Genomic DNA, 22710 nt, shown 5'->3' on the forward strand with positions numbered 1-22710 from the left:
GGGGCTGCTTACCTGGGCGTCGATTGGCGGCGGGCCGGCGGTGGTGGGGGACGTGCTGCGCCTCTTGCGCGAGAAAAATGCGCGGATCCGCCGGGTGCTGTACCTGATGCAGTCCGCGGACATGCCACTGCCGGCGAGGGGGGACCTGGGCAACGTCGAGCTCGATCGGATCCTCGTTCCGCTCACAGATCCGACCCATCACCGCGTCATCCATCATGCTCTTCGAGAGATCGTCCTTCCGCGACTGCGCGCGCTGGACGGGCCGCTGCATATCAACGTGTCATCGGGTACCCCGGCGATGCACGCCGTGTGGCTCGTGCTCCACGCCGGGGGCGCGCTGCCGCCAGGTGTGCGGCTCTGGTCCGCACAGCGGCCAAGGACCGGCCCGACGCGGCTTGATCCGGTCGACTTCCCGATCGACACGTATCTTGCGGAGATCCGCCGCAGCGCCGCAGCTCGCCCCGCGGAGGCGCATTACGACACTGAGTGCCGCTCGCCTCGGCGGCGACGAGCGCTCGAAACCCTTGCCCGTTACGCCCGGCTCCCGCGGGCGCCGCTGCTGGTGCTCGGGGAGCGGGGGACGGGGAAGACACGGCTGGTCGAGACGTTCGTGGGGCCGCTGAAGAACCGGACGAAAGTGATCACGGTGACGTGCGGCACGCTCGATCCGCACCTCGCGATGAGCCTGCTCTTTGGACACGTGCGGGGCGCGTTCACCGGCGCAGTTCGCGACCGGAAGGGCTTCATCGAGGAGGCGGCCGGCGGCGTTCTCTTCCTCGATGAGGTCCAGGACCTCGAGCGGCCGGTACAGCGGCAGCTCGTGCGCACGCTGCAGGATCCGGAGCGCCGATTCCGCCGCGTCGGCGAGACACAAGAGAGGAAGGCCGATGTCGAGGTCGTGTGTGCCTCACACCTTCCGTTCGAGGCGCTTCGCAGGCGGCTCGACCCCGACCTGTTCGATCGCTTGAGCCTGCTGCTCATGGAAATTCCGCCGCTGCGCGAGTGCCGCGAGGATCTGCGAGACGACTGGGCCCGCGTATGGGGGGAATCGCGCTCCTTCGAAGATCTCTCCCTGGAGGCTCCGTGGAGCACGGCCATCGCTCGTGCCCTCCAGGAGGACCCGTTACCGGGGAACCTGCGGGACTTGCAGCGCCTCGCGTTGATCCTCATGGCGCGCGCCGTCGGCTCGCCTGGCGGTGGGGACACGGAGGAGGGGCTGCGCGAGTGGAGGGGGTTGCAGGCACAGTTCCGCGGCGCGGAGCATAAGGGAGTGACGAAGCTCGTCGGGCTCGGAACGGGGACGTGGGAAGACCGCGTGCACGGGTTCAAGCGGAGGCTTGCCCGCGCGGCCCGGCAGGAGCACGGGTCGTACGTGGCGGCGGCTCGGGAGCTCGGCGTCAGCGAGCGGATACTCCGCGAACACGCGAAGAAGAAGGAGTAGGGGGCGACGACGCGGCACGAGGGGCGCCGCTACGAACCTTGATCAGATCGGCAACCTGAGCGTAACGTCGACGGCCCGCATGACGACGCCGATCCCGGATGAGATGCTCGACGCGATCCTCGCGATGCAGGTCACGATCGCGTGGGCGGGCGAAGGTCGATGCTCGCCGCGGCGCCTCGGCTGGTGGGACACGGATCTGATCGACGACGCCGGTGGCGGCGACCTCTTCGCGCGGCTCCTGCCGCAGACGCATGTCTGGGCGTCCCTCGAAGCCGTGCGTGAAGCGGCCCGGCGCACCGATGCGAAGGCGCGCGCAAAGATGGCCGATCCCGACAAGCTGCGGACGCTCTACTTCCTCGGCTTCGAGCTCGACGAGCAGCTCGGAGATCGCTTCGCAGCCCACAAACGCTCGGTGCGCCCGCCCGCGGAGGTCCTGCCGCTGCCGCTGCCCCTCACCGCGGACTTCTCGAAGGAGAAGCTCGTCTCGGCGCTCCAGGGAGGCGACGTGCCCTTCACGACGGTCCCGAACGGGCGGCAGCTCAAGGGCAAGCGGCCCGACACGGCCGACGGGCTCGCCAAGCGCCTCTGCGCCGCGCTCGTGCCGCTCGCCGAGCAGTACCCGCTGCCGTTCTACAAGCTGGAGGGGTGACCGGCGGGTGGAGGCCGTGACGATCGCGACAGACCCTCCGGGCGGACCCGCGGCACGCGCCTCCGAGGCGACGGAGGTCCACACGCGCATCCTCCGCCTCGCCCTGGGGATCGAGGACTCGCGCGCGTACTGGGAGCACGTCGACCCCACGGTGCTCGCCGCCGAGCGCGCCCTCCTCGCCTTCGAGCAGCGGTGGTTCGGGAGCAAGAGCCTCGAGCGCGTCCGCTTCCTCCTCTCGAGCTTCGTGCACCGATACGCGACCGCGGAGGCGCGCCTTCACGGGCGCGCCGTGACCAGCCACCCTTCTCGCTCGAGACGCTCCACCGTCCGGACGATCGCCTGGACGAGCGGCCCCGTTGCGCGAACCCCGAACTCGATGTTGTTCCGGAGGCCGCCCGCCGTGAAGTTGGCGGAACCCACCAGCGCGACATGGGCATCTGCAACGATGGCCTTTGCATGTAGCATTGCGGGGATCTGCATCGCGGGCTCCACGTTCTCGAGGGCCCGCAGCGGACGGGCGGCTGCCGGCCAAGAGCGCCGGAACTGGCGCGCCGAGCCTCGTTCCCGATCCCCGACCACCGTCACGTGGAGCTGGTCGAGCCCCCGGCGAGCCAGAAGCCTGTACAGCGATGGTTCGGTTATCTCGAAGCCCACGATGAGGATGCTCTGCTGCGCACCTTCCAGAAGTGTGCGCACCACATCGGAGGTCGATAGCACGCTCCGGTCTGGCGTCGGCAGGGTCGCGACGAGCTCGACCGTTGTGTCGTGGCTCTTGACGCCAGAACGCTCCCGCAGCGCGAGGGCTCGAAGCGCTTCGAGCAGGGTGACGGATGGGGTGTGATCGAGTGCCTCCGCGGGCAAGCCGAGGGCTGACCAGCCGGGCAAGCCCGGAAGCGCCCTCATGACGCCGGGCGTGAACACGTCGAGGGCGCGGGACCTCGCCAGTTCCCAGGCCGCCACGAGCGTGCGAGGCGCGATGCGGCTCATCATGTCAGCTCCGCCAGGAGATCGCGGAAATACCCCACATGCGGTGCCTCCGGGGTGCCGACTAGCATGGCTCGGTCGAGTCGCAGGTTGAAGTGCTGGCAGGAGGTCTCGGGGGCCAGCAGGCACGCGTGGCAGGCGGCGAGATTACCGGGGGACGACAGCGCGATGGTGCCCGTGATGCACAGGGGGTCCGAGGAGCACCAGTCCATCGAGACCAGCATCTCGCGGATAGCGTTCTCGAGGCGCTCCTCTTGGCCCTGTCGGACGAGGCCGCCCAGCGTGCCCTCCGAGTCCGCGCTGCCGGTGTGGATGAGCACCCCGGCCATGTCACGCGGCTCGAAGCCGACATACAGGCGCTCGCGCAGCGCCGCGCTGCTGTAACCACATGTGAGCGACAGCTGGCGCATCAGCGCGTGAGCGAACGAATGCAGCAGCAGGAAACGTGGCGAGGTCTTGCGGGTCTCCTCCATCGGGTCGGTCTCACGTGCGCCGCGCCGTTCGGCGAGCAACCTGGCCCTCTCGGTGACAGCGAGGTTGGTCTCCCAGAGATGGAGTGTCTCACCCTCGAAGCGGATGAAGATGCCCTCGCCGCGCAGCTCGACGGCCGGCAACCAAGGGAGAGCCTGCCCGTAGAGCATGCCCATCCGGCTCGTCGGTGAGCGGAACGAGGTCGACGGCGGATTGACCCGGGTGAAGCCGACCTGCGCTCGCACCTCACGGAGCCGCCGGGCAAGCACGACCCCACCGAGGTGGGTACCGAATTCGGGGGGAACAGACTCGGGGCGCGTCTGGAACTCCCCCTGATCGACAGGCTGCTTCTCCGACGTCAGCAGCTGAAGATACTCCGCCCACTCGAGCGGCACGTCGGGCGAGTCGGCGTCGAGGGCCTGCTTCCAGTCGGCGAACAGACGCAGGAGCACATCCTTCGGCTTGCCGGTCTTGCCGGTGAGGTCGAGCATGTCGATGAGATCGGGCCACCTCTCCGGTGCGTTGCGCGTCACGTCCGCTGCGTAGATGCCGACGATCTGCGATAGGTCTGTCGAGAAGGGCGGGATGTCGAGCGCGGACTCGATCACGGGGTAGTAAACGTTCGAGGCCCCGCGTTGCAGCACCCTGGGCGTCTCCTGGCAGGACTCGGGCGCGAGGGGTAACCAGGGACGTTGACCGGTGCAGTATCTGAAGCGGAGTGGAGCGAGCGCGCCGGTGGAGAAGGCACCCTCGAGGCTCCGGCGTGTGGACCTGCAGTCCTTGCCTGCGCAGCTCACCAGCTTGCCGGCAAGACCGGCTCCGACGGTCTCGAGCTTCAGGCGAGGTTTCTCGCATGTGCAGCCGATCCAGCGTATCCAGGGGAACTCGGTGATGTGACCGCGCTTGCAGGCGACGATGAAGCGCACCGGCACGGCGAAGACCTTGTTACCGCCATCGGTACACACGCCGCACCAGCGTTCGGGGCGGTTCGGCTCCTGCAAGAAGTCGTCGTCGCGTGCCAGTTTCTCGCACCGGGGACAGAGCAACCAGCGGGGGAAGCGCACGATCGGGAGAACGTCCGACCAGAAGGTGTCGTCGTCGTCCTTGACCGGAGGCAGGCGGAAGCCACCGACCGAGAGTCGCTTCTGGAGCCGGGGCTCGTTTGCTCGCTGGACGTGCAGAAGCCCCGCGTGGCCCTTCGGCGCGGCGTCATCCCACTCCTCCAGCCCTGCTACGAGGCCGGAGAGCGGGGCGCCGGTGGGTGCACGCATGTCGACGACGGCTCCCGCTCCGAATGTGCTGGCCACGTGGCTGCGACGCACCTTGCCGATGATCCTCGGACCCTGCGGGGCCGTTGGGCCGGAGGTGGGCGTGGCCGGTGTCCTCGGGCGCTTAGCCTTCCTGGTCTTGCTTGCTGCCACTGACATCTCCTGTGGTGCTCGTCGGGGCCGCTGTCCGCAACGCGTGGACCATGCGAAATCGCACGCTCGGTTCCACCTCGCGCATCGAGTTGGGGGTGCTCAGTGCGGCGTGCCTCCAGCCCCGCGATGTTGCCTTCGCCTCGGCGACCCTCTCGGCCGAGACCAGCAGGCTACTCGCCGGGCGATAGTCGTCCCAGAAGTTCGCGAGCGGGCCACGGGCGGCCCACATCTCGAGCAAGGCCGAGATCTGGGTGCGGGTCTCGTCTGCCTCCCCGCGATCGCAGTGCGACGCCCGGTCATACAGCGCGTGGGCGTACCGATCGAGCATCTCCCGCCGCTCGTCGGTGAGCTCCGCGTCCTCCTGCATTCCGGGCACCAGATGGCGAGCCAGTGCTACCAGCGCGGCATGGAGCGCCTTGTCCCGGGCCCGGGGAGCGAAGGGCGTCACCGACGTGGCCTCCACCTCGCGATAGAGCGCCTGATGCCAGGTCCGGAAGGATTCGTAGTGCGCCCGGTCTCGCGCGCGACCTGCATTGTAGACGGTGAAGATGAGCCCGGGAACTTGATTCCGGCCGACCCGCGAGCTCGCCTGGATGTACTCCGCCATGCTCTTCGGCTGCCCGTTGATCACCATCAGGCCGAGCCGGGGGATGTCGACGCCGACCGAGATCATGTTGGTTGCCAGCACCACACTCACGTCCTGGTCAGGCAGCGAGCGCTCGAGCCTCACGAGGATGTCAGGGATCTCGGCGGAGGGCACGCGGCTCGTCAGCTCGAGGGGCTCCTCGATACGGTCGCGAGCATTCCTTCCGTGCGAGCGGGCGTACACAGCCATGCTATCGTTGACGTCATCGAGCATCATCACGAGAGCGCCACCGAGCTCGCGCATCGAGTTGAAGTAGGCAAGCAGCGTCCAGTAGGGGTCTCGCTGCTCGTCGCAAGCGAAGAGCCCCTCGGTCGGCGCTGCTCTCTGCATCGCAGCCGCGCAGGTGGCTTGAAGCGTGAACTTGGGGCTGCGCCCGACGGTTGTCACACCCACGTACACCCGGCCCGGCACGGAGTCATCCTTCACGGCGAAGCATGAGTCCTCCCAGTCGATGGCGGGAGGCGGGAACTGCGACACATCGCGATCGAAGAGTCCCCGAACCTGCTCGCGTGCACGCCGGATCGTTGCTGTGCTGCCGATCACCTTCGGCGGGATGCCGTCGCGAGCGCAGATCCTGTCGATCGCAGCCTCGTACAGCCCGACGACGGTGCCGAGCGGCCCGGAGATCAGGTGGAGCTCGTCCTGCAGGATGAGGTCGGGGGGCAGGCCGTTCCTGCCCAGCAGGCGGCCGGTCGCCGCCTTGCGGACGATCTGGGCAAACTTGTCGACTGTGCCGATGAGGAGCGAGGGGCGCCGCTGGTAGACCACCTCATCGATCGTGAACACCGGGAGGGGCGCCCCGTGCAGCGGGCACGATGACAGATCGCACTCGACGGTGTAGTCGGGTCCAGTGCCGGCCCTGTCCCAGACCAGGCCCGGGCTGCGGCAGGCGGGGCAGCGTGTGAGCTGGCGAGCCTTGCGCATCTCGTCGGCGGAGGAGCGTGCATCGGCGAGCGTGTTTGGCGTCGCCTCGGCTCCGACCCATAGCCCGATGCTGAAGGGCTCGGTGCCGAGCGAGAGGTCCTCTTGCTGTGCTGCCTCACGGCGGAGCAGCTCGCAGGCGAGCACCATCCTTGATGCACGCTCGAACTGCTGGACCGTGAGCAGGCGAAGCGTGTAGCGCATGATGGCGGCGACACCTGCGCCGTCGTCCGGCCGCGGCTCGTGACGGAGCCTGCGGTGGAACAGCAGGAATGCCACGAGCCCGAGATAGGCCTCCGTCTTGCCGCCGCCGGTGGGGAACCACAGAAGATCCATCGTGCAGCGCTCGTCGGTGGGCCTGCCGTCGCGCTCCGCGGTGACGAGCCCAGGGATGCCAAGCAGCTGGAATGCGAGCTGGAATGGCCTCCAGCGAAGCTCCTCTTCGTCGTTTCCGGTGGTCCAGCGCCTCTGCAGGAGCATGGCATCCTGCGCGAGCTTGAAGGCCCGGAGCGCGGGCTCATCGTTCGCGAGCAGCTCGATGCAACCGCGCATCCGCGCCGCGATGTGACCTGCCCGTGCAAGGTGCTGTCGCGCCTGCTGGGCATGTCCGGGTGGCAGCGCTGACGCGTCATGCTGGCGTGCGTCGATCCAGCTCGTGTAGGCACGAGGAATCACCTCCAGCATCGCGAGAAGTTGCTCTCGCGATGCACTGGCCAGACCGCTCGCGAGGAATGCGCCGGTCCGGGAGCCGGTGACGGCGCTGGATCCGGCGGCGAAGACCTCGTGGCCGTCGGGGTTCATGGCGGGTACGTGCTGCTCTGGAACCCAGGTGGCCTCGACGAACCGGCCCCGCTCATCGCTGCCCCAAGTCGCGGAGCAGGTGTGGCCGACGGCCCATTCCTCCATCCCGCGGTAGATGAGATTGCTCGAGGCGAGGTCCTCGTCGGCGCTCGAGGTGCGCGTTCTCGCCGGGCGACGCGGCACGAGCTCGGCACCCTCGCCAGCGCGAACCCGGAACGAGACCTGGAAGTACGAGGACTCCTCGAGCTCGATCCGCCCCTTGACGGCAGGTCGCACGTTCTCCAGCACGACCGTGACCTGTAGGCCGTCGCCGGACGGCAGGGTGCGTGTCCACCACCTCAGACCGTCCACGGCGGCGTGCGGCATGAGCCTGCCGTCGCCGAGCTCGATGTCGATGGTCAACTCGACGGGCTCACGCACCCAGCATTCCTTGCTCCGATGTCCCTCGTTCTCGGTGACATCGTCACCTTCCAGCCACCGTCGAGCGTAGCGGCCCGCGGTGCCCTCCAGCCTCATCGAGCTCCCGCGCAGCGAGAACGAGACACCCATCGATGAGGGGCGCCGCATCGCGCTCATCGGTATAGGCACGTCGGGACCACCGTCGTCGTCCGATGCCTCGCCGCGATCGTCGTCTTCCTCGGCGTTGACCTCGGCCTGGAAGAGCTCCGCCTGGTCGGGATAGAGGATGCCCGTCAGGTAGCGGTCGGATGGTCGCTCTCGCACGAGGCGCTCGCGCTCTCCACCTACCGGACCCACGAGATCTGCCTTGACTGCCTCGATGAACGCCTGTCGAGTCTGATTCATCGCATCACCAGTATCGCTTGATGAAACCCATGCCTGCTATCACAGGTGCGAGCACCAGCCTGGTGTCGCGCCACGGGAAGGGGAGTCTCTCGACGTGAGAATGATCCTGCCCCAGCGCGACCGTCGTCACATCGAGCCAGGTCAGGTGTCCTACTCGCATCGGTGCGCTCACTCGCCTGCGTGCGCGCGCGCTGACGACCGATCGAAGCGCATCGCCGCAGCCGTGCGAGAGTGCGCCGATGACCTTTCCGTCGTCGATCTCGAGCTGGCGCGTCCAGGTACCGCCTCTGTCGGTGTTGACGTGCACCGAGGCGAGCATGCCGTCGAACGAGGCGAGGCGCTCCTGGATGCTCGTCGCATGCGCGCTCCCCTTCATCAGCATCCCCCAGACGGGATCGGTGTCTCCCTCCCGTCCGATCTCGACCTGCAATCCGTTGTGGGTGGAGTGCCAGGCCCTGTCCTCATGGTATCCGCACACCGCGGCCTTGTGCCGGCGAATCTCGAGGCTGCTGATGGCGCGGCTCGCTGCCACGTACATCACGCGTGCCTCCTCGTCGGCGGCATCGATATCCGTCGGCACGGAATCGTCATCGGGCAAGCAAAAGACGACGCGATGCGCCTCGCGGCCCTTGGAGCCGTGCACCGTGCCCACGATGGGACCACCAGGGCCGAGCTCCCTCGTGAAGGCTTCATCCGGGACCACGGTCGCTGCCAGGCGATTTGCCACCTTCCGCAGATCCACCATCGTGCCCGTGGCGCCCATCCGGAGCAGAAGGTTCCAGGCCTGCTCGGCGGTCCAGTCGCGCGCCAGCCAGCTGTCACTGCAGGCGACCGCCCACGCATGATCGAACTGTCCGCGCGAGATGCTGCCGGGGGACCGGCCCTGCGACACCAGCGCGTTGCTCACCGATGCGATCCACGGTGCCGCGACGCGCGGGAGGCCGCCGAGACGAAGGCGGCAGATCAGACCGGCGGACCTGAGATACGAGAGTGCGAGGAGTGCATCCACGCGGCGACGAAACAGGACGAGAGAACGCTCGGCATCGGTCGCGAGCTCGTCGACGACCGGCGCGAGCTCTCTGGTGTGAAGCACCTGTGGTGCCGCGTGCGTCGAGAGAAGCGACCGGATCGGCGCGAGCCGCTCGCCGCGAGGCGTATCCATCACCATCCCGCGGGCCCCGGCGAGGAGTCCGAGGAGCGCTGCGTTCGAGGTCCGGTGGACCTTGACGAGCGATGGTCGCGATATCTTGCCATCGAGGCGACCCAGGACGTCAATGAACCGCTCCCCGTCGGTCTCGCTTCCGGCATCCGTCGACCAGCCATAGATGGCCTGCGCGGGGTCGAGGAACACGGTCCACCCTGCCTCGGCACGCAGTGCATTGAGCAGCTCGATGACGAGCGCCGCGCGTACGCCGACGAGGTCCTGCGCCTCGTCGACGAAGACGTGACTGAAGTGGTAAACGTACTCCGCGAGCTCTGGGTCCTGGCCGGAGCGAGCACGCTGAAGCGCGGCCATCGCACTCTCGATCGACTCGCTGTAGGAGCCGACTGGACCCGTCTCGCGTGTACCGGTGGCCACCCGCCATGCAAGAGAGTCCAGTGTGCGGATCTCGACACCACGGGCGAGCGAGGCACCCCGCCTTGCCATCCCGGCGATGCGATTGCGCAGCTCGTGAACCGCGGTGCGTGTGAAGCTGAGAAGGAGGATGCGCTCGGGAACCTCGCCTGCGTCGAGCAGGTGAGCGACGCGAGCGCATGCGACGTGGGTCTTGCCGCAGCCGGGACCCGCCTCGACGAGCTGCCTGGCGCCAGGCCTGGCAGTCACCACGGTCTGCTGGTCAGCATCGAGCATCAGGGGGGATCTATCCTCGGCACGAGTGAGTCACGGTAACATCGGCATCCCGTCCATGAGAACACGTAGCGATGCCTTGTCGAGGAAAAGTTCCGCCTGGCCGGTCGCCCGATACCTCATTCCGGCGGGCGCCTGTAAGTCAATCAGCGTCTGTGTCGGATCTCCACCGTCGGGTGTACGTCGTCCATCAAGATCTCTCCTTGCGGGAAGACAGCAACTCTGATAGTGGAGGGACCTTCGCGGCGAGATGGGACGACGCACCAGCCGATGGAGGATCGCTGTCGAGCGCGAGACGGTCCTCCGCCCGCGCACCTCGAGAGGTGGCTCGCCAGCTCATTGACAGGACCGCCTCGGTCGCCGGCCGAGATCTGCGTGCCCGTGTCATGCGTCGCGCAGCGCACCCGCGATGCGGGGGTCGCGCAGGCCCGCGCACCCGCCGGCGCGCGACGGACTTGACCCGCGCCGCGGGTACTATAAAAAGCGAAGACCGTGACCCAGCGCGACCTAGTCGGCAACGAGGGCAGTGCCGAGACTGCGGCGCTTGTGAAGCGGATCCGTGCGCAGCGCGGCCTCACGCAGGAGGGGCTCGCACGTGAGCTCGGCGTCTCCTTCGCGACGATCAACGGCTGGGAGAACGGACGGCACCGTCCGATCCCCGCACTCGCCCGGCGCCTCGCCGAGCTGGCCTCGTCGGCGCACGACGCTCCGGTGCCGCCGCCGACGAGCCCGCCTGCATGCATGTCCGCTGCTCCGGCCGTCGCCTCGCTCGATGTCGCGGAGGTCCTGCCGCCGGCGGTCCTCGCCGACGTGCCGCGCAGGGTTGCGTCCAGTGGCTGGCCTACCGACGAGCGAGAGCGACGGGACTTTCACCACCGACCACGTGAGTTTCCCCCAGGGGTGAATCGCTGGCGCGCCGCCATGATCGCGCGCCTACGCGATGAGCCCGAACGTTCCCCTCTGGCCGCGCGGGCGGTTCGCGCCGCGCTCGCCCGCGCGCGCAGGGCGGCCGTTGAGAAGCTGACCGGCGAGGCCGAGGAGCAGCTGATCGTCGAGACACTGCGCGCCCTGATCGACGACCTCCTCTCCGCGCTTCGCGAGGTCGCCCGCATCGCCGCCGTTCTGCATGGCACGCCGCGTCTTGGCAATCACGACGACCCTGTCGACGAGCTGATCTACATCATCCTCTCGCGCAAGACGCGCGAGGACGCCTACCAGCGGACCTTCGCCGCGCTGAAGTCTAGGTTCCCTCGGTGGGAGGACGTGCTGGATGCACCTCCCGACGAGATCGAGCGCATTGTATCGCCCGGCGGGCTCGGCGAGAAGAAGGCCCTCAGCATCATCGGTGCACTCCGTGCGGTGAAGGAGCGCTTCGGGGCCTGCACGATGGAACCGGCTCGCTCGTGGAGCGACGCCGAGCTCGAGGCGTTTCTCGTTTCGCTGCCCGAGGTGAGCCGGAAGAGCGCGTACTGCGTGATGATGTTCGCGTTCCACCGCGAAGTGCTTCCGGTCGATGCGCACGTCGGTCGCGTGATGTCAAGGCTCGACCTCTACCGCGATCTCGGGCTCGGTCTCGAGGGGCTCGATCACAAACAGCTGCAGGCGATCCTCCCGGAGCTGATCCCGCCCGATCTCCGTCCTGCACTTCACGTCAACCTGCTCGTTCACGGCCGGGAGATCTGTCGCGCGCAGAAGCCGCTCTGCACCGAGTGCGATCTGCGTGGCTTCTGTGGTCACTTCCGTCGCGGCGAGGTCCAGCGCGTCGAAGCGCTTGGCAGGCCACGCGTCGTCGACCTGTTCGCGGGAGGCGGAGGGCTCTCGGAGGGGTTCGAGCGAGAGGGGTTCGAGGTTGCGCTCGTCGTCGATGCGGATCCGGTCGCGATGCGCACCTACCGGTTCAACCACCCCGCGGTGCGCGAGGACCGAATCCTGTGCCGCGACATCAGATCCTTCGAGAAGGGTGAACTGCGTCGCCTCGCTGGCCGCCGGCACATCGACGTGCTGATCGGCGCCCCGCCTTGCCAGGGTTTCTCGCACGTCGGGCACCGATCGAAGCGGACCAAGACCGGCTACAGCATCCGCGACGACGCCCGGAACTATCTCTACGAGAACATGGTTGCCGCGGCGCTCGAGCTGCGGCCGAGCCTGTTCCTGATGGAGAACGTGCCTGGCATGAAATCGGCCCGCAAGGGCGATATCTCGTTCCTCGACGAGGCCTCTCGCTCGCTCGAGCGTGCGGGCTTCAGGACGGCGACGTGGCGACTCAACGCGGCGGCGTTCGGCGTTCCGCAGGACCGAGTCCGGTACTTCCTCGTCGCGGCACTCGATGCCCGGTTCCCGGAGCGACCGATCGAACTCTACCAGGACAGCCTCGCGAGGGAGTTCGATCCGCACGCCCTGCCACCGATCACGTTCGATGAGGCCACGTTCGACCTGCCACCGCTCGGCGCTAATGACGGCGATGTCGTCAGTCTCTGGCCCCGCCGCGAGCGGATCGATGACGATGCGCGCTTCCGCCGCTACCTGCAGAAGCTCGGCATTCTTTCCCGCTCACGGCTGCTCTTCAATCACACGGTCCGCTACCACAACGAGCGGGATCTCGAGCTCTATGCTCTGCTGCAGCCGGGCGAGGACAGCGTCCATGCGATCGAGCGTTACGGCCGCGCGGACCTCATGCGGTACCGTGCGGATGTCTTCGATGACAAGTACGCCCGTCTTCGGGGCGACAGGCCTTGCAAGACGATCGTTTCGCATCTTGCGAAGGATGGTAACGGGTACATCCACCCGTCACAGGTACGTTCGATCAGCTTCCGGGAGGCCGCGCGGATCCAGTCGTTCCGCGACGACTACGTCTTCTGCGGGTCGCCCACGGATCAGTGGGTGCATCTGGGAAACGCGGTGCCGCCCGTGATGGCCGCGGCCATCGCCCGGAGCTTTCTTGCTGCTCTTGCGAAGGAAACATGATGCAGATAGACCAGATCCAGTCGGGCGTCGCAGCCTTCGAGCCACGCGCCAGGCTGCTCAAGCTCATTGGGGCGGAGCTCATCAGCGACGACATCGTCGCGCTGACCGAGCTGGTGAAGAACGCGCACGATGCGGATGCCTCCACGGTGACGATCCAGTTCGTCGGCGTGACGGGAGATCAGGGTGAGATCCTCGTTCGCGACGATGGCCACGGCATGGATCTCGCCACGCTGATGTCGCGGTGGATGCAGCCGGCCGGCAGCGCGAAGGGCCGTGAGGGCCGACGCTTCAGCCGGGGCGGTCGTCGCGTGCTGGGCGAAAAGGGCGTCGGCAGGTTCGCCGCCGACAAGCTCGCAGCGCACCTCGAGCTCGTGTCTCGCCCGTCAGACGCGTCGGCAGAGATCCACGCGGTGTTCGACTGGGATCAGTTCGAGTGCGACGATCGCATGCTCTCCGAGATCCACAGTCGCTGGGAGGTGAGGCCGCCTGACTGGCTGGAGTCGCAGGGCACGGTGCTCAGGCTCACCAGACTTCGCGCTCGCTGGAACGAGCGTCTCTTCCGGCGGCTGTCGACGCGGCTCTCCCGGTTGATCTCACCGTTCGGGACGGGTGCGAAGGGTTTCTCGATCTGCATCGAATCGGACGAGTTTCCCGACTACTCGGGCGAGGTCTCCACGGGTTTTCTCGACGCGGCGCCCTACACCCTTGAGGCCGAGTTCGACGGCGAGGCCGCCATCACGCTGCAGCTCAACGGCGGCCCCAGGCTGACGCAACCTTGGTCGGCGCGGTCGCCGCCGACGTGCGGGCCTGTCCGTGCCCGTATCTTCGCGTTCGACCTCGAGGCCGACGCGCTCGCTCGCATCGGCCCGCGCACCGAGGTGCGGGCGTGGCTGCGCGAGTGGTCCGGCATCTCGGTGTACCGCGATGGCTTCCGCATCTGGCCCTACGGCGAGCCCCATGACGACTGGCTGCGCCTCGATCAGCGGCGCGTGAACAACCCCGTCGTGCGCCTGAGCAACAACCAGGTCGTCGGGTTCATCGAGATCTCCGCCGACCACAACCCGCACCTCCGAGATCAGACCAATCGCGAGGGCTTGATCCACAACGCGGCGTTTGACGACCTGCAGCGGCTCGTCCTTCACGTGATGCTGGTCATCGAGGCCGAGCGTCAGAGCAAGCGGCACCCTGGCGGGAACAAACCCGAACGCAGGACGGGCAAGTCAGCAGCCGGGGAGCTTGACGGTCTCACCGAGACGCTCGAGCGCCTCGCCCGGAAGGCCGACGGCCCGCTCAGCGACGAGTTGCTTCGTGCCACGGAGCGCGTGCGCATCCAGATCGAGAGCCGGGAACTGGTACACCGGCGCACTCTCGACGGTTACTCGGATCTGGCAGCAATCGGACACACCGCATCACTCCTCGGACGCAGCGTGAACGCCAGTCTGGCCGACATGCGTGCGCGCGTGTCGTTGCTGCGTTCCAGCATCGACCGCCGACGTGGTGCCGACCCGGTGGAGCTCGTGACCAGGGTTGACGAGCTGGAGGCGACGCTGGACAGCGTCACCGGGCAGCTCGCGCTTGTATCCGCGGCCGGATCGGGGACTGCGCGGCGGCGTCGCGGCATAGAGATCCCGGCGGAGCTCTTCCGGCTCCGTGTCTCGCTCCGCCCGGTGCTGGTGCAGGAGGAGGCGTCGCTCGAGATCGAGGCGCCCGAGGAGGGCGTGCTGCGGACGGAGATGCGACCCGAGACGTTCGCATCGGTCATGAACGTGCTCGTACGTAATGCGCTCGAGTGGCGCGTGCCCGATCGGGCGCTCAAGATGAATGTCGTCCTCCGCGAGGCGGACGATGCACTCGAGATCCAGTTCTCCGACAACGGCCGAGGCGTTCTCGCCTCGCTCGAGAACAAGCTGTTCGAGCCCGAGATCTCGGGCCACAATGCGGCTGGCATGGGCCTGACGATCGCGAGGAACGTCATCACCGCGCACGGCGGCAGCATCGTGCTCGTCATCGATCGCCGCAGGAAAGGCGCGACCTTCCGCATCCATCTGCCTCGCAAGCGATCTCGTGCCACCTCACCTCGAACCGCATGACCGGCGAGCAAGCGACGGTAGTCGACCTTTTCAGCGGGGCAGGAGGGCTGTCGCTCGGCTTCCAAGCAGCGGGCGCGCGCATCCTCGCCGCCGTCGACGCGAGCGAGGCGGCGGGCCGCACCTTCAGGAAGAACTTCGATGTTCTCCAGTCCGATGCGCCTCCGCGCGTGTTTATCGGCGATGAGGGCGATATCGAGGACCTGGATATCGAGCGGATCGCGCGGCGCGATGCGGGGCCGGATATTCTCGTCGGTGGGCCACCCTGTCAGGGCTTCTCGCGTGTGGGCCGGGCCAAGCTGGCCAGCTTGGCTGACGATCCGGAGGCGGGCGACCCCCGCAACGAACTGTACCACCGCTTCGTCGGGGCTGCGCGCTTCTGGAGGCCCTCGGCGGTGGTGATGGAGAACGTGGTGGGCATGCTCTCGGTGAAGGGCGAGAATGTCGCCGAGGCGGTGTGTGACGAGCTGGCGGGCTGCGGTTATCGGATCGGCTATGCCCCGCTCAACGCCGCCTGGTACGGCGTGCCCCAGTTTCGAGAGCGCCTCTTCTTTGTCGCGCTGCGCGAGGATCTCTGCCTTCTGCCGTCAGTTCCCGATCCGACACACCGGGTCGAGACGCCGTCCGGCTATCTCCGGCCCCCGGAGGCCATAACGCTGTCGCTGCCTTTCATGCCGCATTTCGAGCTCGAGGTGCGCACGGCGCGTGGGCGTGCTTCCGCCATTACCGTATCCGACGCCCTCGATGATCTGCCGCGGATCACCGAGCACCTGTCGTCGACGCCCCCGAAGGCTCGCCCCGATGATTTTCGCATATTGCGGCTGCACGAGCGCGAGCCGACGACATCGTTCGCCAAGCTGATGCGCCGCTGGCCAGGGCTGCCGGAGCTCGATGGAGTGCGCGATCACGCCATCCGCCGCACTCCTCGCGACTTCGAGACGTTCCGGCGCATGAGGCCCGACGACCGGTACCCCGAGGCGATGCCCATCGCCCGAGAGCGCTTCCGCGAGGAGCTGGCTCGCCGTGCCGCCACTGGCGATGCTCCTGTCGAGGGCACAGCTGCGTACGAGGAACTGCGTAGGCGCTTCGTTCCGCCGTACCCGGAGGACAGATTCGTCGACAAGTGGCGGAAGCTGAACCCCGACCGCCCATCGTGGACCGTGCCCGCCCATCTGTCGCGCGACGCATATTCTCACATTCATCACGACAGCGAGCAGGCCCGCGCCATCTCGGTGCGCGAGGCCGCCCGGCTGCAGTCGTTCCCTGACGCCTTCGAATTCGTCGGCAACATGGGCGACTGCTTCACGCAGATCGGCAACGCCGTTCCTCCCGTGCTTGCATGGGTGCTTGCTGACCACATCCTGCGCTTGCTCGGCCGCCCGTCGCTGCCGTGCCCACTGTCGGTCGCGACGCGCGGATGATCTGCGCTGTCCGAGCAGAGGTCCGGATCAATCCTGTACAGTTTGTGTATATTGCCTCGTCGATGAGGGTGCGAACCGCAGGGAGGCTGGCCGTGTTTCCTGTCATCCCGAGGGTGGCGGGACGACGATGCGCAGCCCCATCTTGGCGTGATTTTTCCTGTACACCTGCATCAGGAGCCTGCGGTGGGCAGTGAGTTCTCCGAGCTGCCGCCTCGCGCCAGCGCCGTCCTGCACTCGCTGCGAGCGGTGGGCTACGACCTGCCGACGGCGATCGCGGACATCATCGACAACAGCCTTGGTGCCAGTGCGACGCACGTCCGCGTGACGATGCAGTTCGATGGCGCCTCGAGCCATGTGCGCATAGAGGATAATGGATGTGGCATGTCGGCCCACGTGCTCGAGGCTGCGATGCGCCTGGGAACCCATCATCCGTCGGTCGCGAGGGCGTCGAGCGACCACGGGCGCTTCGGGCTCGGCCTGAAGACGGCTTCCTTCAGCCAGTGTCGCCGTCTCACCGTGAGAGCACGGTCCCTTGGAGGTGCACAGGAGACGCGTTCGTGGGATCTGGATCACATCGAGAACGCGGACGTCTGGGCTCTCCGGCATGGCGCGTGGGACGCGACGTCCGAGGCCCGCCTAGGCCACGTGCCGGAGAATGTGAGCGGCACCATCGTGCTCTGGGAGAAGCTCGACCGCGTGATCGAGGCACCGCAGAGAGCGAAGGCACACGAGGATTTCGATCGCAAAATCGGCGAGACGATCGAGCACCTGTCGATGGTTTTTCATCGCCTGATCGACGCGAAAGAGGATCGGCTCTGCCTCGCGGTGAACGGCAGGCAGCTGCAGGGCTGGGATCCAACGCTGCATCGCCACCGGCTCACCCGGCAGCTGCATGATGCGAAGCTGCCCGTTGGCGGTTCGATGATGCACGTCGTGCCATACGTGATTCCGCCCGAGAGCAGGCTCTCTGCCGAGGACGCTCGTCGAGCCGCAGGTCCGCACGGGTGGCTCGCTCACCAGGGCTTCTATCTGTATCGCAACCGCCGCCTGCTGGTGACGGGCGGCTGGCTGGGCCTCACCCGTCGTGATCCGCAGTGCTCCCTGGCCCGCATCCGGCTTGATGTCGACAACCGGCTGGATGACCTGCTTCGCATCGACATCCGCAAGGCGAGCGCCCGCATCCCCGACCAGGTGCGTCCCCGCATGCAGAAGATCGTCGAGAAGACGAGGCTGGCTGCCGCGGAGGCCTGGCGAGATCACTCGGTGTCACGTCGGCACCTGACCGCTCGTGGCGAGGTGCACCCTGTCTGGCTCGTGGATGCCACGCTGCCGTCGCCGCGGCTGCGCGTGAACTCTGTACACCCCGTTGTGGCCCTGCTGCGAGGCAAGCTGGGCAACGATGATGGGTTTCTCGACGTGTTCCTGGCGCTTCTGGGAGGATCCGTTCCCGTTGACACACTCCTGCAGCTTGGCGGGGATCCGTCGCCGTCGCGGCAGCCGTCCTCTCAGAAATCGGTTCCCGAGGAGCTCCGGTCAATGACCAGTGAGGTGGTGAATCTGATGAAAATGCATGGAATGACAGCGGGCGATATCGAGAACCGGCTCGCGCTCGTCGAGCCCTGGTCAGCGCTGCCGCGGTCGGCGCTCCAGGCTCTGCTGGAGCAATTGCCGTGAATGCGTCGCTGAACGACATTGCGAAGAAGATCTATGATCATGCTCGTCTAGACGGCGCCGCTCACGACGCTGCCATCGACCGAGTCGCCGCCGCGCTGCCGGTGATCTCGCCTCGAGCGACGCCAGCGGAGGTCGCCGCGACAGCTGCGTTTCTGCGCGAACAGGTCCGCTCTCAGGAGGCGCCCACCGTGATGCAGGGTGAGCTGCCCTTCGCACCCTGGTTCGAGCCGTCGATGAAGGACGGTTGGCTCCGCTGGCGACGGTACCGGCGCTACCTGCTCGAGAAGAAGGGATGGGCCTTCGACAGTGTGGCGGCGCTGGACGCGAGCTCCGACGACATCGTACGCCAGCTCGGTGATCCGGCGTCGGGGGGCGCGTTCGACCGACACGGCCTCGTGGTTGGCTCCGTGCAATCGGGCAAGACCGCGAGCTACATGGCGCTGATGAGCAAGGCGCTTGACGCGGGCTACAGCGTAGTGATCGTGCTCGCTGGCATCCACAACAGTCTGCGTCACCAGACCCAGACGCGCATCGACGACGAGATCGTCGGCATCGGGACACAGCTCGGTAGTACACAGCGCGAGGTGGTCGGCGTGGGGTTGCTCGATCCGAGGGCAGAGCACCCTCCAATGCAGTATCTAACAGGTCGCGGCGAGGACGGCGATTTCTCGGCGCAGGTCGCCCGCAAGGTCGGCGTACACCTCGGCCAGACCCCGCTGTTGCTCGTGGTGAAGAAGAACGTCGTCGTCCTCGAGAATCTCATATCTTACCTGCGTGGCCTTCCCGTGGCTGTGAACGTTGGCCACGGCATGAAGCAGCTGCAGCGAATCCCGTTGCTGCTGATCGATGACGAGGCCGACCAGGCATCTATCAACTTTCGCCCCGTGCGGGGCGACCTCGATGAGTTCGATCCGTCGCTTGACCCGAGCCGCGTGAACGAGCAGATCCGAAAATTGTTGGTCACGTTCGCGCAGCGCACCTACGTCGGTTACACCGCCACGCCATTTGCCAATGTGCTCATCCCGCCCGAGGGCGTGCACCCGATGCTGGGTCCGGACCTGTTTCCGCGCGATTTCATCGTCGCGCTGCATCCGCCCGACGACTACATCGGCCCTCGTCAGGTCTTCGGGACGGGGCTTCTGCCAGACGGTACCGAGGTCACGGGCATGCCTGTGGTGCGCGTCGTGAGCGATCACGAGAAGTTCATACCCGAGAAGCACCGTCAGGAGCACGCTCCCACAGCGGTCCCGTCCTCGCTCCGCAACGCCGTTCTCTCGTACCTGATCGCCGGTGCCGTGCGATGCTGCCGGGGTCAGTCGACGCGGCATCATACCCTGCTCGTTCACGTGACGCGATTCACCGCCGTGCAGCAGCGAGTGGCGAGCCTGATCGAGCGACTGCTGGCGAGACTGTGCTCGATCCTCGAGTACGGCTCCGGCGCACCCGGAACCCCGGAGAGCCCCGGTGCCCTGCTGGCCGAGCTCAGATCTGTCTGGGACCGAGACTTCGTACTAACCTCTGGCGCGATGAACGCAAGCCTGCCGCCCTGGGAACTGGTGCAGCAGCAGCTTCTGCCCGGGCTCAGGCGTGTCAGTCTTCGCATCATAAATGGCGATGCGGCCGATGTGCTCGACTACGAGAGGCAAGCGAGAGGAGGCGCCTGGGTGATCGCCGTGGGAGGCGACAAGCTCTCTCGTGGGCTCACGCTCGAGGGGCTATGCGTCTCGTACTATCTACGCGCCAGCCGCACCTATGACACGCTGATGCAGATGGGCCGCTGGTTCGGCTACCGTCCGGGGTACGCTGATCTCTGTCGCATATTCACCACGGCCGAGCTGGTATCGTGGTTTCAGCACATCGTGCAGGCAACAGAGGAGCTCTGGGATGAATTCGAGACGATGCAGCGGCTCGGCAGCACACCCCGACAGTTCGGTTTGCGTGTGATGGCGCACCCAGCGATCGAGGTGACGAGCCCGATGAAGATGCGCGAGGCCGAGCGGATCTCGCTCAACTACTCGGGCGCTGTGCAAGAGACGATCATGTTCGACTTAGCGGCGGATGTCACGGCCGCCAACCATCAGGCGGTTCACTCGTTCGTCGTGGGCCTTGGTGAGCCCGCTCCGCGTGAGAATAACCGGGGACCGTACCTGTGGCGCGATATTCCAGCGGCGAACACGCTGCAATTCCTGAGGGCGTACCGGACCCATCGGAACGCCCTCACGGTCATCTCGTCCCGCCTGGCCGACTACGTCGAGCAACATGTGCCCCGGGGGATCTTGACCACCTGGATGGTGGCGGTGATGAGCACGAAGCAGCCGATCGCTTGCAGCGGCACTGGCACGGCCGGAGGCCGGGTCGTGGATCGTTTCCAGCGCGCGATCCTGACCGACGTGTCGACCCCCGACTGCACCCGGATCCGCCGCATGCTCAGCCCCGACGACGAGCTGCTCGACATCGACGAGACCGAGCTCGGTCTTCTGGCCCGCCACCGCAAGGGGAAGAGCTTGCAGGACCCGGTCACGGCACAGGATGCGAGGGGTTATGATGTCGAGGGCCCGCCTCCGATGCGCATAGGGCGGCCTGCCTCGAGGGGCCTGCTCATCCTTTACCCGCTCGTGCTGGGGCCGAAGGGGGCGGATCTGCGAGGCAACCCGACCATCTGGGGAATGGCGCTCAGCTTCCCGCGCTCGAGCCAGCTTCTCGACCACGAGTTCGTCGCCAATCCCGTCTGGCTGGAGCAGATGAACGCAGGCTGATATCACAGAGGAATCATCACCATGGCCACACTTCAGCAGTTCGGGCAGGAGCTGATCGATACGCTGGGCGAGCGATGCGAGACGACGGCTGCAGACTTCGAGGAAATCCTGCTCCGGCACGTCTTCGGCCTGCTCGAGGACGACACCGTGCAGGAGGATCTCACTCTCTGCTTTCACAAGCGAGAGGACATGTATGCCGATCCGCCGGATCTCGAACTCAAGGTGAACGGGTACGACGTGCGTGACGAGGGTGCCACGCTTGACCTGTTCGTCGTGCTGGGTTTCCCGGACCAGCCTTGCGAGCGCGTCGCCCCTGCAGACGCGAACATGGCGTTCCGTGCGGTGCAGGCGTTCTTTGAGCGCTCACGCAAGGGTCTGGCTGCGGACCTCGAGGGCGACGAAGCAGAGCCGCTCGCGCAGCAGATTGGCGGCCTGCAGGCGCTTCAGGAGGTCAACCTGACGCTGGTCACGAACGGCGAGGTGAGGAACTGCGATCGCAGCACCTCGACGCTCGACGGCATCGTCGTGAAGCGCAAGGTGCTCGATCTGCGGGGTATCCAGAGACTCAACGAACCCGACGACATCATCGTCGAATTCTCGAGTAACGACCAAGTCGGTCTTGCCTGCGTGCAGCTGCCTCAGGAAAACGGGGTATTTCGCTCGTATCTGGCCGTGGTACCAGGGAGCGCACTTGCCGACCTGTACGGCAAGCACGGCCAGCGGATGCTCGAGGCGAACGTACGCGCTTACCTGAAGTCGGGCGGCAAGGTGAACCGCGGGATCATCCAGACCGTGGCCGATTCACCGCACATGTTCTTTGCCTACAACAACGGCATAACGGCGATCGCTGAAGGGCTCGACGTGCGACCCGAGAAGGACGGCCTGCGCATCATGCGGTGCCGGAATCTTCAGATCGTCAATGGTGGTCAGACGACGGCCTCGATCTATCACGCCAAGCGGACAGGAAAGAAGCTTGACGGGGTCTTCGTCGCGATGAAGATCAGCGAGGTGCTCGATCCGTCCCGGTCCGAGGACATCGTCCAGAAGATCAGCCAGTTCGCCAACAGCCAGAACAAGGTGAACTTCTCGGACCTCGGTTCGAACCGCAGCTTTCACGTCGAACTGCACCGCCTGTCACAGGTTCAGGTGCCGAAGGGACCGTTCTCCAACGGCCGGGGTGCGTCGCGGTGGTTCTACGAGCGGATGCGCGGCCAGTACGACAACGAACTCGGGCGCCTCAAGACATCGTCCCAGAAGAAAGACTTCCGGGCGAGGTTCCCCTCGTCACAGTGCATCACGAAGACCGACGTCGCACGCTATATAATGATCTGGGAGCGCCTGCCACACGTGGTCGGTACGGGCGCCGAGAAGAATTATGTGGCCTTCCAGAGGCGTTTCATCGACGAGATGAAGGTCGTGCCGGGCGAGGAGTGGTTCCAGGAGCTCATCGGAAAAGCCATCATCATCGAGGCGTGCGATCGGCTGGTTCGGTTGACGCGGATCCCGGGATACAAGGCGAACATCGTTGCCTACGCGGTTGCGCTGCTCACCGAGAAACATTCCGACGCGATCAATCTGCGCAGGGTATGGCACGAGCAGCGGGTTCCGAAGAAGGCCGAGGACTGGATGGTCGCGGCAATCCCGCAGGTTCGTTACCACCTCGTGCATCCCGAGACGCCCGGGATGAACGTCACCGAGTGGGCGAAAAAGCCGAGGTGCTGGGAGAAGTTGCTGGAGGACGGGGTCACGGCTGGCTGGTAGCATGCGTGCCGGGAAGACCTCGCCAGCGTGTCCCTTGACCAGCGTGGCTGCTGCGAGTGC

At 66.6% G+C, this 22710-nt stretch carries 12 protein-coding genes; 8 read left to right on the forward strand and 4 right to left on the reverse strand.

The features are described 5' to 3' along the window. Nucleotides 1-316: 316 nt before the first annotated feature. Nucleotides 317-1441: a sigma-54-dependent transcriptional regulator gene (locus WMF17_RS16205; RefSeq protein WP_437650308.1), complete on the forward strand. Its 1125-nt coding sequence runs from the start codon at nt 317-319 to the stop codon at nt 1439-1441. 79 nt (nt 1442-1520) lie between these two features. Further along, entirely contained in the window at nt 1521-2090 is a 570-nt protein-coding gene (gene brxE, locus WMF17_RS16210; RefSeq protein ID WP_437650310.1) for a BREX-6 system BrxE protein, read from the forward strand. Nucleotides 2091-2366: 276 nt separating this feature from the next. Here brxE and WMF17_RS16215 read toward each other — a convergent pair whose 3' ends face one another. The 4 genes from WMF17_RS16215 to WMF17_RS16230 are packed head-to-tail and all read right to left on the reverse strand — an operon-like array spanning nt 2367 to nt 9990. After that, nucleotides 2367-3080: a phospholipase D-like domain-containing protein gene (locus WMF17_RS16215; protein WP_437650312.1), complete on the reverse strand. Its 714-nt coding sequence runs from the start codon at nt 3078-3080 to the stop codon at nt 2367-2369. Beyond that, the gene (drmB, locus tag WMF17_RS16220; protein WP_437650314.1) at nt 3077-4972 is read right to left on the reverse strand and encodes a DrmB family protein; all 1896 of its coding nucleotides are present in this window, start codon (nt 4970-4972) and stop codon (nt 3077-3079) included. The genes WMF17_RS16215 and drmB overlap by 4 nt, the downstream gene beginning before the upstream one ends. Further along, nucleotides 4938-8138 carry a helicase-related protein gene (locus WMF17_RS16225; protein ID WP_437650316.1) on the reverse strand — a complete coding sequence of 1067 codons (3201 nt, stop codon included), beginning with the start codon at nt 8136-8138 and terminating at the stop codon, nt 4938-4940. The genes drmB and WMF17_RS16225 overlap by 35 nt, the downstream gene beginning before the upstream one ends. Nucleotides 8139-8142: 4 nt before the next feature. Beyond that, nucleotides 8143-9990, reverse strand: coding sequence for a UvrD-helicase domain-containing protein (locus tag WMF17_RS16230; protein ID WP_437650318.1), 1848 nt, complete (start codon nt 9988-9990; stop codon nt 8143-8145). A 489-nt stretch (nt 9991-10479) separates the two neighbouring features. On the opposite strand from WMF17_RS16230, the gene dcm reads away from it, so the two are divergent. The 6 genes from dcm to WMF17_RS16260 all read left to right on the forward strand — a co-directional run bounded on the left by dcm (nt 10480) and on the right by WMF17_RS16260 (nt 22650). Then, nucleotides 10480-12951 carry a DNA (cytosine-5-)-methyltransferase gene (gene dcm / locus WMF17_RS16235; RefSeq protein WP_437650320.1) on the forward strand — a complete coding sequence of 824 codons (2472 nt, stop codon included), beginning with the start codon at nt 10480-10482 and terminating at the stop codon, nt 12949-12951. Continuing rightward, complete coding sequence (locus WMF17_RS16240; protein ID WP_437650321.1) at nt 12948-15041, forward strand: ATP-binding protein; 2094 nt, start codon at nt 12948-12950, stop codon at nt 15039-15041. The genes dcm and WMF17_RS16240 overlap by 4 nt, the downstream gene beginning before the upstream one ends. Further along, nucleotides 15038-16459, forward strand: coding sequence for a DNA cytosine methyltransferase (locus WMF17_RS16245; RefSeq protein ID WP_437650323.1), 1422 nt, complete (start codon nt 15038-15040; stop codon nt 16457-16459). The genes WMF17_RS16240 and WMF17_RS16245 overlap by 4 nt, the downstream gene beginning before the upstream one ends. Before the next feature lie 183 nt (nt 16460-16642). Then, the gene (locus tag WMF17_RS16250; protein ID WP_437650325.1) at nt 16643-18133 is read left to right on the forward strand and encodes an ATP-binding protein; all 1491 of its coding nucleotides are present in this window, start codon (nt 16643-16645) and stop codon (nt 18131-18133) included. Then, on the forward strand, nt 18130-20889 hold the full coding sequence (locus tag WMF17_RS16255; protein ID WP_437650326.1) for a Z1 domain-containing protein: 2760 nt from the start codon (nt 18130-18132) through the stop codon (nt 20887-20889). The genes WMF17_RS16250 and WMF17_RS16255 overlap by 4 nt, the downstream gene beginning before the upstream one ends. 21 nt (nt 20890-20910) lie before the next feature. Next, nucleotides 20911-22650, forward strand: coding sequence for an AIPR family protein (locus WMF17_RS16260; protein WP_437650327.1), 1740 nt, complete (start codon nt 20911-20913; stop codon nt 22648-22650). Nucleotides 22651-22710 lie beyond the last annotated feature (60 nt).

The sequence above is a fragment of the Sorangium sp. So ce362 genome (assembly GCF_051519845.1).
Lineage (GTDB): Bacteria > Myxococcota_A > Polyangia > Polyangiales > Polyangiaceae > Sorangium.